This window comes from Streptomyces sp. NPDC059256 (assembly GCF_042753785.1).
Taxonomy (GTDB): domain Bacteria; phylum Actinomycetota; class Actinomycetes; order Streptomycetales; family Streptomycetaceae; genus Streptomyces.
Genome location: NZ_JBHYZO010000009.1, coordinates 173,759 through 186,490, shown reverse-complemented (window position 1 = coordinate 186,490; position 12,732 = coordinate 173,759). Strand labels below are relative to the sequence as shown.

Below are 12,732 nucleotides of genomic sequence, written 5' to 3'. Positions count from 1 at the left end.
CTGGATAGGCTGGGCGGGACCAATGCAAGGAGGATCAAGGACGATGTCAGGCAACTCGGAGCCACTGACGCCGCGCGCCAAGCTCGCCGTGACCGCCGGTAGAGCCGCGGCCGCGGTCTCGCGCGCCGCTGGACGGGGCAGCGGTTCGGTGATCGGAGGCCGGGTCGCGCTCAAACTCGACCCCGATCTCCTGGGGCGGCTGGCGCAGCACCTGGACGTCGTTCTCGTGTCGGCGACCAACGGCAAGACCACCACCACCCGACTGATCGCCGAAGCCCTGCGGGCCGCCGGGCCGGTCGTATCCAACGCGCTCGGCGCCAACATGCCCGCCGGCATCACCTCGGCCCTCGCCGGCGGCACCGACTCCAAGTTCGGTGTGATCGAGGTGGACGAGAAGTACCTCGCCGGAGTCGCCCGGGACGTGACGCCCAAGGCGATCGCCCTCCTCAACCTCTCCCGCGACCAACTCGACCGTGCGGCCGAGACCCGGATGCTCGCCGAGAAGTGGCGCGAGGGTCTCGCCGGCTCCAAGGCGATCGTCATCGCCAACGCCGATGACCCGCTCATCGTCTGGGCCGCATCCTCCTCGCCCAACGTGGTGTGGGTGGCCGCGGGACAGGAGTGGAAGGACGACGCCTGGTCCTGCCCCTCCTGCGGCGGCGTGATGCAGCGCCCCGGTGACGACTGGTTCTGCGGCGAGTGCGGCTTCCGCCGTCCCGCCCCGAGCTGGGTGCTCCGCGGTGACCATGTCCTGGACCCGCACGGGTCCGCCTGGCCCATCCGGCTCCAGCTGCCCGGCCGCGCCAACAAGGCGAACGCCGCCACCTCCGCCGCTGTCGCCGCCTGCTTCGGCGTCCCGCCGCAGGTCGCCCTGGAGCGCATGTACTCGGTGCAGGCCGTCGCCGGCCGCTATGACGTGGTCACCTTCATGAACCGCGAACTGCGGCTGCTCCTCGCCAAGAATCCGGCCGGCTGGCTGGAGACGTTCTCCCTGATCGACCCGCCGCCGACGCCGGTGATCCTCTCGGTGAACGCCCGCGGCGCGGACGGCACGGACACCTCGTGGCTCTGGGACGTCGACTACACCCGACTCGCGGGCCACCCGATCTTCGTCATCGGTGATCGCCGGCTCGACCTCGCGGTCCGTCTTGAGGTCGCCGGTCTGGACTTCCGGGTGTGCGACACGGTCGACGACGCGGTGAACAGCGCCCCGCCCGGACGCATCGAGCTGATCGCCAACTACACCGCCTTCCAGGACGTGCGCCGCCGCGTCGGCAACTGATCGAGCAGGACCACGGCAGACCGGTAGCCGACCGGAGAAGGACCTCAGAGGACTCCCATGAGAATGAGCGACAACAGTCTGCGGCTGGTCTGGGTCTACCCCGACCTCCTCAGCACCTACGGCGACCAAGGAAACGCACTGGTCGTGGAGCGCCGGGCCCGGCAGCGCGGCCTCGACGTGATGCGCATCGACGTGCGCAGCGACCAGCCGATCCCCACCTCGGGTGACATCTATCTGATCGGTGGCGGTGAGGACCGTCCCCAGCGGCTGGCCGCCGAGCGGCTGCGACGTGACGGCGGACTGTCCCGAGCGGCGTCCAACGGGGCGATCATCTTCTCCGTCTGCGCCGGCTACCAGATCCTGGGCCACGAGTTCATCAACGACCTCGGTGAGCGTGAGCCCGGACTCGGTCTGATCGACGTGATCTCCACGCGTGGTGAGGGCGAGCGGTGCGTCGGCGACGTCCTCGGGGACATCGACCCCCGGTTCGGCCTGCCGCAGCTGACCGGTTTCGAGAACCACCAGGGGATCACCCATCTCGGCCCCACGGCCCGGCCCTTCGCGCGTACGGTCATCGGCCGGGGCAACGGCACAGGCGACGGCACCGAAGGCGCGTACAACGACACGGTCTTCGGCACCTATATGCACGGCCCGGTCATGGCCCGCAATCCGCAGATCGCGGATCTGCTGCTGAAGCTGGCCCTCGATGTGAACGCCCTGCCGCCGACGGACGACCGGTGGTTCGAGGCGCTGCGTGCGGAGCGGATCACGGCGGCGACCCAACCGGCGTGATTGCCGCGGGCCGTACGGTCTCGGTGCCCGGGGATGCGAGCGCACCCCGGGCACTGTCATGCCCGGTGTACGAGTGGAACGTCCCCACTCGTACGCAAGTGGGATGTGAGCCGTCCATCACTCGGACGCTCGGTTCGATTCTCGCCACCTCCCGCCGGTAGGGTGGTGGTGATACAACCGGACGACGTGGTCCGGGAGTCGGCCCACGTTGCAAAGGTATATCGGGCAATGCGCATTGGTGTACTCACCTCCGGCGGCGACTGCCCCGGTCTGAACGCCGTCATCCGCTCCGTCGTGCATCGCGCGGTCGTTGACCACGGTGACGAGGTCATCGGCTTCCACGACGGTTGGAAGGGCCTTCTGGAGTGTGACTACCGCAAGCTCGATCTCGATGCGGTGGGCGGCATCCTGGCCCGTGGCGGCACCATCCTCGGATCCTCCCGGGTCCGCCCGGAGCATCTGCGCGACGGAGTGGAACGCGCCAAGGGGCATGTCGCCGATCTTGGCTTGGACGCCATCATCCCGATCGGCGGCGAAGGCACCCTCAAGGCGGCGCATCTGCTGTCCGAGAGCGGACTGCCCATCGTCGGGGTGCCGAAGACGATCGACAACGACATCGCCTCGACCGACGTCACGTTCGGGTTCGACACCGCGGTCGGCGTCGCCACCGAGGCCCTGGACCGGTTGAAGACCACCGCCGAGTCCCACCAGCGGGTTCTGATCGTCGAGGTCATGGGCCGGCACACCGGGTGGATCGCCCTCCACTCAGGCATGGCGGCCGGCGCGCACGCCATCGTCGTCCCCGAGCGGCCCTTCGACATCGCGGAGCTGACCAAGCGGGTCTCCCAGCGCTTCGACGCCGGCAAGCGGTTCGCGATCGTCGTGGTCGCCGAGGGCGCCAAGCCGCGCGAGGGCTCGATGCGCTGGGACGAGGGCGGCAAGGACATCTACGGCCACGAGCGCTTCGCGGGAGTGGCCCGACAGCTGTCCATCGAACTGGAGCAGCGGCTCAACAAGGAAGCGCGTCCCGTCATCCTCGGCCATGTGCAGCGCGGCGGCACTCCGACGGCTTACGACCGGGTGCTCGCGACCCGGTTCGGCTGGCACGCGGTGGAGGCGGCGCACCGCGGCGAGTTCGGCAACATGACCGCACTGCGGGGCACGGACATCGTCATGGTTCCCCTCAAGAGCGCCGTGGAGACCCTCAAGACCGTCCCCGACGACCGTTACGCCGAGGCGCAGGTCGTGCTGTAGCCCGATTGCCCTGAGAGAACCGCCCCCGGTCGAAGCTGCGACCGGGGGCGGTTCTACTCTGGTGCAGGCGAACGGACAACCCAGTACGAATCAGGAGCCGGCGGATGGATCACAGCGGGCACGGCACGATGATGGAGCTGCCGCCGTTCACGCTGGGGCGTGGCCTGGAGTTCTCCCCGGACTTCTTCTTCCTCATCGGCAGCGCGCTCGCGCTGGTCCTGTACGCCTGGGGCGTGCTGCGCCTTCGCAAGCGCGGTGATCGTTGGCCGGTCAGCAGGACCGTCTTCTTCGTCATCGGTGTGTTGAGCGTGGCCCTGGTGACCTGCACCAAGCTCAATGACTACGGCATGGTCATGTTTAGCGTGCACATGGTGCAGCACATGGTGATCAGCATGCTCTCGCCGATCGTGTTGCTGTTGGGTGCGCCGGTGACGCTCGCGCTGCGCGCGCTCCCGGTCGCCGGCAAGGGTCGCAAGGGCCCGCGCGAGCTGCTGCTCGCCCTGCTCCACAGCCGCTACATGCGGATCGTGACGCATCCCGTGTTCACCATCCCGCTCTTCATCGCGAGCCTCTACGGTCTCTACTTCACCCCGCTGTTCGACTTCCTCATGGAGTCCAAGCCGGGGCACGTGGCGATGATGGTGCACTTCCTCGCTGTCGGCCTGATCTTCTTCTGGCCGATCATGGGGGTGGACCCGGGGCCGCATCGGCCTGGCTACCTCATGAGGATGCTGGAGCTGTTCGCGGGCATGCCGTTCCACGCCTTCTTCGGCATCGCCCTGATGATGGCGAGCGAGCCGATGATCAAGGCGTACGAGAACCCTCCTGCGTCGCTGGGGATCGATGCGCTCGTGGATCAGAACGCGGCCGGTGGCATCGCCTGGGCGTTCAGTGAGATCCCGTCCGTGCTGGTGCTGATCGCGTTGGTGTTCCAGTGGTACCGCTCGGAGGAGCGGCAGGCGCGCCGCACGGACCGGGCCGCCGACCGCAACGGGGACAAGGAGCTGGAGGCGTACAACGCCTATCTCGCCTCGCTCCACGCCCGAAGCGGTACGGGGCGTACCGGGAGCGGTACCGGCTCGACCAGCGATCGCGAGAACGCCACCTCTCCGTAGGCCCCCGCTGCCCGCATTTCCATAGGCCCCCGCTGCCCGACTTCCGTCCGCCCTCCCCGCCCTCCGGGTCCAGCCCGGGCGCGAACCGCCCTGGTCAGCTGCCGGCGGTGGCGCGACGCCCCTCCTTCGGGTGAGGATGACGTGAAGACACCGCGGTCGTCGAAGGAGGGCACATGTCCGGATCGACGAAATCGACGAAGGCAATGGGAGTGCTCACGCTCACCGCACTGGTGGTCGTGACCGCGTACACCGCTGCCCTCGGCAGCAACGGCTGGCTGTGGTTCGGCTGGGTGGTGCTGGGGCTGGTGACCATCGGTATGGCGACTTCCCGGAGCACATGAGTCCATCCGAGCGACCCCGGACTCCGGGCCGGGGGCGCGCATGCCTGGAGCGGTCGATCGGGTCAGGCCACCGACGTCGTCGTTCGCACTCCCCCGGGCGGGGTGCCGGGCAGCGGATTGGCCTCCGGCGCCGCAGGAGCGGTGCGGGCATCGCCGAGCCCGACCCGCTGGGCCTCCTTGATGTAGCGGCTGAACCAGACCACCTTGCCCGACGGCGTCGCACAGGTACCCCAGCTGTCGCTGAGCAGCGCGACGGTTGCCAGTCCGCCCTTGGGCGGGCAGCAACCGGTCAGCTGGGGCATCCGATGGTCCCGATCAGCGACCGACACCACCAATTGGCGGCCGGTCCAGCGCAGCTCGACCTCACAGGTCTTGTCACCGCGGGCATGATGGACGACATTGCCGATCAGCTCGTCGACCGCTCTACAGACCGGCGGCACATGTACGTCCAGGGCCCAGTGCCGCAGATGGGCGGCGAGGATGCGGCGGACCTGCGGAATGCGCTGCGCCGACGCCTGCACCTCCAGGACGTATCGGCAGGCTGGCTGATCGTGCATGACCTCGGCTCCTCATCACCGCTTGACCAGATCCTCGACGCTGCCTGGCGCGATCACCGTGCGCGAAGAGGCAGCACCCATCACCTCCGGGTCACTGATCAGCGTGACCCGGAGGATCACACCTCGCAACTTCGCCCGCCTGGTGCAGGGGCGTCGCACACGCCCGGCCCGGCAGAGAAGCCCTCCGCTGTCCGGCTCGGTGGGTACGTGTCGTTGCATCCGGCAGCGGGCAGCAGAATCCCGTGCTCTCGCTGACCACGCTGACCTCGCTGACGGACCGGTATCGGTGACGGCTGGTGGCCGGGCGACCAGCTCGTGGCGCGGGCAGGAACCTCCGTGCATCGGTGGACCCATCGTGCCGACGCTGCACGCGCCCCGAACCCCGTCCGGGAGACCGAAGCACCGTGGTGCACTCGTACCTCACGGGTGGTGCGGGGCACACATGAGCGGGCTACGATCGATCGCCGCAGTCGCCTGCGGACGCTCGCCCCGCCGCAAAGATCTGACTCCCCGTCACCCGTGTCGACCCACCAGCGACCTCGAATGACGACAGGCCCCCACCCCCAAACTATCGGGTCGAGCAAGCAGCACACCCCATGACCTCGATGAACGCGGCTCCAGGGCCGATCCGGTAGAGATAGGAACTCCCCGTGTTCTATTACCTGCTCAAGTACGTCATCATCGGGCCGCTGCTGCGCCTGTTGTTCCGCCCCCGGATCGAGGGCCTTGAGCACGTACCGGAAGAAGGGGCGGCCATCGTCGCGGGGAACCATCTGTCGTTCTCCGACCACTTCTTGATGCCGGCCATCCTCAAGCGGCGGATCACCTTTCTGGCGAAGGCCGAGTACTTCACGGGCCCCGGCCTCAAAGGAAGGCTGACCGCCGCGTTCTTCCGCAGCGCCGGACAGATCCCGGTCGACCGCTCGGGCAAGGAGGCGGGTCAGGCGGCGATCAGGGAAGGGCTCGGAGTGCTCGCCAAGGACGAACTCCTCGGCATCTACCCGGAGGGAACCCGGTCGCACGACGGCCGGTTGTACAAGGGGAAGGTCGGGGTGGCGGTGATGGCACTCACCGCAGGGGTGCCCGTCATCCCCTGCGCAATGGTGGGCACCTTCGAGATCCAGCCGCCCGGCCAGGTCCTCCCCAAGATCAAGCGGGTGACCGTGCGGTTCGGGGAGCCTCTGGACTTCTCCCGCTACACGGGCCTGGAGAACCAGAAGGCAGCCATCCGCGCCATCACCGACGAGATCATGTACGCGATCCTGGAACTGTCCGGACAGGAGTACGTGGACCGGTACGCGGCTGAGGTCAAGGCCGAGGCGGAGCAGGCGAAGAAGGCTGCGCGCCGGAAGGATTAGGGCCGCGACCCTGCAACCGGGGACCGCGGACGAGGTGGCGTCCGGCGACGGCGGTTGCCGAAAGCGCTTCAGCCGTGCACGCCGGGGCGGTGGTGCTCCGCCGTGAGGCCATAGCCTCCGCCCGCCGGGGGGCGGCTTCCGGCGGTGCCCAGCGAGGAGACGGAGCTGATCACCGGAGCCTCCTCGCCCTCGGTCTCCGCCGTCGGGTGTTCGAGTCGCTCCAGATCGGCTGCCGACACGAGGGCCACGAGCGGCTTCCCGTGCCGGGTCACGACGACGCGTTCGCCGCCGTACACGACGCGATTGATCAGTTCAGCCAGCTCCGCGCGGGCTTGCGTCACCGGGATCTCGTAGGCCATGGGCCCAGCTTAGTCGGCGCGTCGCGCCCCGCCCCGAGACGTCCGGTCCGGTCGAAGTCCAGGTCAAGGGCTCGCATGGATTGCGCGGGAAAGCCGTCGGCCTTCGCTCGTGCCGCCGAGCGACCGATGCGGGTGCCGCGTGCCAGCGGGCAGCCGTCGCGGGGCTCGATCCGATCTGCCCCCGAGGGCCGTTTCACCTGCGGCCCGCCGCGCTGATCCGGCCGCGGGGCCGAGGTTGCTGGCAGTACGTCACCACGCCTTCTCCCAGGGCGGTTCACGCACCGCCGGAGTGAGCGGCCTGCCAGAGAGCCGGTCGCGCTCCCTCAGGGATCAGCGACTTCAGGCATGGGCGACTTCAGAGATGAACAATGAAACCGTGCCCCATAGGTGAAGAAATCGTGATGATTCATAACTGACGGCAACTCATCTCTCCGCCAAACCCTTCCCCGATAATGTACGTCCTGTACATTTCTTGGGAATCGAGATCCCGGAGAGGCACCTCATGGAGAGCCACCGCACCAGCCCCGACGCCCGTTATGTACTACCGCAGTTCACCGAGCGCTCCAGTACGGGCACCCGCACCCTGGACCCGTACGCGAAGTTGCTGGAGGAGCGCATCGTCTTCCTCGGGACCCATGTCGACGACACGGCGGCCAATGACGTCATCGTGCAGTTCCTCCACCTGGAGCACGCCGATCCCGACCGGTACATCTCGCTGTACATCAACTCCCCGGGCGGCTCGTACAGCGCAATGACCGCGATCTACGACACGATCCAGAGCGTGATCTGCGAGGTGGAGACCGTCTGTCTCGGCCAGGCAGTCTCCACGGCAGCCCTCCTGCTCGCCTCCGGCACGCCGGGCAGGCGCATGGCCCTCCCCGGAGCCCGGGTCGTTCTGAAGCAGCCCTCATCGGAGGGAGAGCAGCACGGCCAGTTCTCGGACCTCGACATCCAGGCGAAGGAACTCCTGCGGCAGCAGTCGCAGTTGACCGCACTGATGGCGCGCCACACCGGCCGGGAGCCGGCACGGGTCGCAGAGGATCTGGAACGGGACGCCTTCTTCACCGCGACCGCCGCCCAGGAGTACGGATTCGTCGACCACGTCATCATGAATCGCGGAGCCACCCCGTCCGGGCCCGGAAGCCGGTGACCACGATGGTTCCGGAACTACCTCCGCTGCCCGCCCTCACCCGCGCCGAGGGCCAGTTCATCGACGCCTACCTCGCCGTCGTGGATCAGGTCGGACGCATCAACCCCGCCCGTTCCACCCATACCTATGGGGCGCTGCGTGCCGCGCAGGCACTGGTCTCCGGGGCCGTCGCCCTCAAGGACGCGCTGACCGTGATGCACCAAAGGGGCGAGAGTGACGTCCATGTGCAGACGCTCGCCCGCGCGCTGCGCGTCCTCGACGGCGAACGCAGATCACTTCGAGTGACTTTGCCCCCTTCCGTAACTCCTAACGACCCCTGACGACGGGCCGGAACGAACTCCGCCCAGACCGTCAACCGCCAAAGGAGTAGTGGTTGAGCTACCCCATTTGAAGTACGCGCATGAGAGCCAGCAGCTACGGTCGAGTTGCGCACAAGGATGACGCGTCGAACGGAATGCCTTATTCCGGTGCTGGTACGGGCATCCTCACCTGTCGAGGGCCGATCGCGCGGCGAGCATGTCCACCCGATCAGACCAATGGTGTGAAAACTCACATATCGCCGTTTCCGCTCGGCAATTTGACAGGCCGTGGGTCAAGATCCCTGGGACGACAAGCCCCCGTCACCTCGGCGGGGCAGCCCGGGCGGACGCCGAGTCCTGCCGCCGCCGGGGCGACTGGTCGACAGGAGTGCTTCGGCAGGAGTGGAGGACCCAAGCAGTACGGGGCGCCCGGAAATTCCGGACGTTCCTTGGGGTGAAGCCGCGCAAGCGGCCGGGCACCTTCGTCCGCCCGAACCCGACAGGTCATCCTTCACAGGCGGCTGACGAAGGGTCGCGCATGAGTGCGCAGAACAACGTCCCGTTCCTGCTGGGTCGGGCGGGAGCGGTATCCGCTCTCACCCTCGCCGCTCTCGGAGGGTCGCTGCTCGTACCGGGCGGCACACCCGAGGCACACGCCGCGTCGAGCCACGCGGGCAAGGCACTGAAGGTGGCGGCATCCAAGAAGGGCGCCCCTTACAAGTACGGCGCAGTAGGACCGTCCCGTTTCGACTGCTCGGGGCTGACGCTCTACTCGTACAAGAAGGCCGGCAAGAAGCTCCCCCGTACCGCACAGCAGCAGTACAACAAGACGCGCCGCATCTCCGCGTCCGCGCGCCAGGCCGGCGACCTGGTGTTCTTCTACTCCGGCCGGAACGTCTACCACGTGGGCATCTATGCCGGTAAGGGAAAGATCTGGCACTCCCCCAAGACGGGGTCCTGGGTGAAGTTGGACAAGATCTGGTCCAAGAGCGTCAAGTACGGCCGCGTGGGGTGACGATCCCGCGCTGAGTCCTGGTACTCGATCCGCGCCGGCCCCGGGTGTGGCCCCCGGCGGTCGGCGCGGAGCTCTGTCAGGTCAACGGCTGGAAGCGGACGCCGGCACCGGACACCGGCACCGGACACCGAGTCCGGCGGACCCCACGCAACCGAGCCGTCCTCATCGCGCGGTCGACGTCAACCGGGCACCGAGGCGGTCCAAGGAAGGGCGACCCACACCGTCTTGCCCCCCTCGTCCGTCGGAGTGACGTGCAGCTTTCCGCCGAACTCCGCGATGAGGGTGCGCACGATCACCATGCCTCGGCCGTTGTCCTGCCGTACGGCGGCGGGAAGCCGTTGCGGCCAGCGCGGATGACTGTCCGTCACCCCCACCATCAGCTCCTCTTCCCGCGCCAACCTCAGTTCCAGCGTGAAGGTGGGCGACTGGCCGAAGGTGTGCTGCACGGCGTTGGTCGTCAGCTCCGAGACGATCAGCCGGACGGTGTCCACTTCGCCGCTCCGTGCCGGCAGGCCCCACTCGGTCACGATGTCGATGGCGAACTTTCGCGCCACCGACACCGAGGCGGGATCGCTCGGCAGAGTGACGGATGCTTCCTGGTGATCTGCCATGGCGATGCTTCCCTTTCCCACCGCGGCCGGGCTCCGACTCGAAGCGGAGGGATGCTTGAGCGGCCACGGACTGCGCTGCCGTCAGAGTGCCACTCATCGTGCCGCGAGGGGGGCCGATCCCCCAAGATATGCATATATCTGTCGCTCAATACGGTGAACTCTGCGACGCGAGACCGTATTTTGCGACGCGCAGGGACTTTGATCTCGGGCGGACCACACGGCCCGTACAGATCAACCGGAAGGAGCGTCCATGCGTCAAGGACCCGTGGTGCGCCGCCGCCAATTGGGCGAGGAACTCCGCAAGCTGCGCTTGGCGTCCGGACTCACCAGTCGTCGCGCCGGAGAACTCGCCGACTGGCACCAGTCGAAGGTGAGCCGCATCGAGACGGGGGCCAGCGGCGTCAAACCGGACGACGTCAGATTGCTGCTCGACCTCTACACCGTGACCGACCCCCAGTTGCGCACCCTCCTGGAGACCCTGGCGGGGGCCGCTGACGGGGGCGGCGGAGGCTGGTGGCACACCTACCGCAGCGTGCTTCCGCCCGAGTACCGCGACTTCATCAGTCTGGAGTCCCAGGCGAACCGGGTGCGTTCGATGGAGACGTCCGTGGTGCCGGGGCTGCTCCAGACCGCCGAGTACGCCCGGGCGATCACCCGAGCGACCCTGGAAGAGCTGCCCGAGAACACCGTCAACCAGTTGGTCGAGGTGCGGATGACGCGCCAGGCGGTCCTACGGCGGGACGATCCCCTTGAGTTGAGCGTGATCCTCGACGAGGCCGCGCTGCGGCGCGAGATCGGCGGTACCCGGGTGATGAAGGAACAGCTGCGGGTACTGGCGGACTGGGCCGTGCTCCCCCATGTCCGGCTCCAGGTCATGCCGTTTTCGGCCGGGGAGTATGTGGGCCTGGCCGGTTCTTTCGTTATCTTCTCTTTCTCGACCACTTCTGATCTGGATGTGGTCGTTCTCGACCATCTCGCGAGTAGCCTTCATATCGAACGGGCAGAGGATCTGGCGGTGTACGGGACCGCGTTCGCAACGATGCAGACGCTCGCCCTGTCACCGGTCGAATCCTTGGATCTCATCGCCGGCATCCGCGTCGGCGCATAGGGAGGCTCCATGTCCAATCACATCGACCACCCCGGCTTAGCCTGGCGGCGCAGCAGTCACAGCACGGCGGCGAACAACTGTGTCGAGGCCGCCCGACTGCCCGACCGCACCCTTTCCGTACGGGACTCCAAAGACGTGGCCCGTGAAGCTCTGCACTTCTCCCCGCAGGCGTGGTACCGGTTCCTGATCGCCGTGGAGGCGGACAGCATCAACTGACGGCGTCCCGTGCGCGAAGCGGAGCGGTCCGCGCGATCGTGTCCACCGCCCAGGCGATCTGCTCATCGGTCAGATCGGCGCGAGCCGTCAGTCTGATCCGGGAGACACCGTCCGGGACCGACGGCGGACGGAAACAGCCCACCGCGAGACCCGCCCTTCGGCACTCGGCCGCCCACTCCACCGCCGACCGTGGCGACGGCGCCTTGATCGAGACCACTGCGGCGTCGGGGCGTACGGCCGTCAGACCCCGTGCCGTCAACAGACGGTGCAGGGCCTCGGCGACCGTACGCACCCGACCGGCCAGCTCCGGTGTCCGCTCCAGCAGCCGGACGGACGCCAACGCGGCACCGGCAGCGGCGGGCGCGAGCCCGGTGTCGAAGATGAAGGTCCGCGCGGTGTTGATCAGATGGGCGATGACATCGGCCGGCCCGAGGACCGCACCGCCCTGGCTCCCGAGGGCCTTGGAGAGGGTGAGCGTGGCGACCACCCCTCGTTCACCCGCGATCCCCGCGGCGTTCAGCGCACCCCGACCTCCGGCGCCGAGGACTCCGAAGCCATGGGCGTCGTCGACGAGGAGGGCCGCGCCCCGCGAACGACAGATCGCCGCGAGGTCGACGAGTGGTGCGGCGTCGCCGTCCACGGAGAACACCGCATCGGTGACCACCAGCGCCCGCCCGTCGCCGTGCGCCTCCAGTGCCGTACGCACGGCCCGAGGATCCGCGTGCGGCACGACCGCTGTCCGGGCGCGTGAGAGCCGACAGCCGTCCACTATGGAGGCGTGGTTGCCCGCGTCCGAGACGAGCAGGGAACCACTCGCGGTCAGTGCCGTGAGCGCGGCGAGATTGGCGGCGTAGCCGGAGGACAGGACGAGGGCAGCCTCGAACCCGCAGAAGGAGGCGAGTGCGCCTTCGAGTTCGGCGTGGAGTTCGGTGCTGCCGGTGACCAGCCGCGATCCGGTGGCACCCGCGCCCCAGCGGTGCGCTGCCGAGGCAGCCGCCCCGGTCACCTCAGGGTGGCGGGTCAAGCCCAGGTAGTCGTTGCCCGCGAGGTCCACCAGGTCGGTGTCGAGGGCCCGGGGACGGAGCGTACGGGTCAGCCCCGTGCGCTCCCGGTCGATGGACTCCTCGTCGATCCAGCCGAACGGGTCCTGAGTGATCATGACGGTCGGGTCCTTCGCTAGGCCGTGCGCGGGCCCTTTTGTAGGCAGCGCACAGACCTTAACTGGGCCCCCACCTGGAACGAGTGTGGTCATGCACACACCTCGGCAAGGGTCTG

The 12,732-nt window shown here is 68.1% G+C and carries 15 protein-coding genes and 1 riboswitch; of the genes, 11 read left to right on the top strand and 4 right to left on the bottom strand.

From position 1 onward, the window contains the following. Positions 1-43: 43 nt before the first annotated feature. The 5 genes from ACFXJL_RS21515 (at position 44) to ACFXJL_RS21495 (ending at position 4,784) form a co-directional block, all read left to right on the top strand. Positions 44-1,282 carry a MurT ligase domain-containing protein gene (locus ACFXJL_RS21515; RefSeq protein ID WP_329015168.1) on the top strand — a complete coding sequence of 413 codons (1,239 nt, stop codon included), beginning with the start codon at positions 44-46 and terminating at the stop codon, positions 1,280-1,282. A 63-nt stretch (positions 1,283-1,345) separates the two neighbouring features. Continuing rightward, entirely contained in the window at positions 1,346-2,074 is a 729-nt protein-coding gene (locus ACFXJL_RS21510) for a glutamine amidotransferase (protein ID WP_329015171.1), read from the top strand. 228 nt (positions 2,075-2,302) lie between these two features. Next, positions 2,303-3,328, top strand: a complete 1,026-nt coding sequence (locus tag ACFXJL_RS21505; RefSeq protein WP_329015174.1) for a 6-phosphofructokinase — start codon at positions 2,303-2,305, stop codon at positions 3,326-3,328. 104 nt (positions 3,329-3,432) lie between these two features. Beyond that, positions 3,433-4,443, top strand: coding sequence for a cytochrome c oxidase assembly protein (locus ACFXJL_RS21500; RefSeq protein ID WP_384694697.1), 1,011 nt, complete (start codon positions 3,433-3,435; stop codon positions 4,441-4,443). Between the two features lie 173 nt (positions 4,444-4,616). Beyond that, on the top strand, positions 4,617-4,784 hold the full coding sequence (locus ACFXJL_RS21495; RefSeq protein WP_358879860.1) for a hypothetical protein: 168 nt from the start codon (positions 4,617-4,619) through the stop codon (positions 4,782-4,784). A gap of 62 nt (positions 4,785-4,846) precedes the next feature. On the opposite strand, the gene ACFXJL_RS21490 is transcribed toward ACFXJL_RS21495, so the two are convergent. Next, positions 4,847-5,341, bottom strand: coding sequence for an ATP-binding protein (locus tag ACFXJL_RS21490; protein ID WP_384636904.1), 495 nt, complete (start codon positions 5,339-5,341; stop codon positions 4,847-4,849). A 650-nt stretch (positions 5,342-5,991) separates the two neighbouring features. Here ACFXJL_RS21490 and ACFXJL_RS21485 point away from each other — a divergent pair. Then, a complete protein-coding gene (locus tag ACFXJL_RS21485; protein ID WP_358879858.1) occupies positions 5,992-6,699 on the top strand; it encodes a lysophospholipid acyltransferase family protein in 708 nt (235 codons plus the stop codon). Positions 6,700-6,767: 68 nt separating this feature from the next. Here the strand turns inward: ACFXJL_RS21485 and ACFXJL_RS21480 are convergent, their stop codons facing one another. Further along, entirely contained in the window at positions 6,768-7,058 is a 291-nt protein-coding gene (locus ACFXJL_RS21480; RefSeq protein ID WP_358879857.1) for a type II toxin-antitoxin system Phd/YefM family antitoxin, read from the bottom strand. A gap of 502 nt (positions 7,059-7,560) precedes the next feature. Here ACFXJL_RS21480 and ACFXJL_RS21475 point away from each other — a divergent pair. The 3 genes from ACFXJL_RS21475 (at position 7,561) to ACFXJL_RS21465 (ending at position 9,522) form a co-directional block, all read left to right on the top strand. Next, positions 7,561-8,208 carry an ATP-dependent Clp protease proteolytic subunit gene (locus ACFXJL_RS21475; protein ID WP_384694692.1) on the top strand — a complete coding sequence of 216 codons (648 nt, stop codon included), beginning with the start codon at positions 7,561-7,563 and terminating at the stop codon, positions 8,206-8,208. A gap of 5 nt (positions 8,209-8,213) precedes the next feature. Beyond that, on the top strand, positions 8,214-8,528 hold the full coding sequence (locus ACFXJL_RS21470) for a hypothetical protein (RefSeq protein ID WP_384694774.1): 315 nt from the start codon (positions 8,214-8,216) through the stop codon (positions 8,526-8,528). Positions 8,529-8,886: 358 nt separating this feature from the next. Then, a riboswitch (cyclic di-AMP (ydaO/yuaA leader) is annotated at positions 8,887-9,042 on the top strand. Positions 9,043-9,045: 3 nt separating this feature from the next. Continuing rightward, positions 9,046-9,522 carry a C40 family peptidase gene (locus ACFXJL_RS21465; protein WP_358879855.1) on the top strand — a complete coding sequence of 159 codons (477 nt, stop codon included), beginning with the start codon at positions 9,046-9,048 and terminating at the stop codon, positions 9,520-9,522. 179 nt (positions 9,523-9,701) lie between these two features. Here the strand turns inward: ACFXJL_RS21465 and ACFXJL_RS21460 are convergent, their stop codons facing one another. Further along, complete coding sequence (locus tag ACFXJL_RS21460; protein ID WP_329015198.1) at positions 9,702-10,133, bottom strand: ATP-binding protein; 432 nt, start codon at positions 10,131-10,133, stop codon at positions 9,702-9,704. A 250-nt stretch (positions 10,134-10,383) separates the two neighbouring features. On the opposite strand from ACFXJL_RS21460, the gene ACFXJL_RS21455 reads away from it, so the two are divergent. Next, complete coding sequence (locus ACFXJL_RS21455) at positions 10,384-11,241, top strand: helix-turn-helix transcriptional regulator (protein WP_358879854.1); 858 nt, start codon at positions 10,384-10,386, stop codon at positions 11,239-11,241. A gap of 9 nt (positions 11,242-11,250) precedes the next feature. Next, on the top strand, positions 11,251-11,457 hold the full coding sequence (locus ACFXJL_RS21450) for a DUF397 domain-containing protein (protein WP_329015205.1): 207 nt from the start codon (positions 11,251-11,253) through the stop codon (positions 11,455-11,457). On the opposite strand, the gene ACFXJL_RS21445 is transcribed toward ACFXJL_RS21450, so the two are convergent. Next, the gene (locus tag ACFXJL_RS21445) at positions 11,450-12,616 is read right to left on the bottom strand and encodes an 8-amino-7-oxononanoate synthase (RefSeq protein WP_384636917.1); all 1,167 of its coding nucleotides are present in this window, start codon (positions 12,614-12,616) and stop codon (positions 11,450-11,452) included. The two genes, ACFXJL_RS21450 and ACFXJL_RS21445, sit on opposite strands and share 8 nt — an antisense overlap. Positions 12,617-12,732 lie beyond the last annotated feature (116 nt).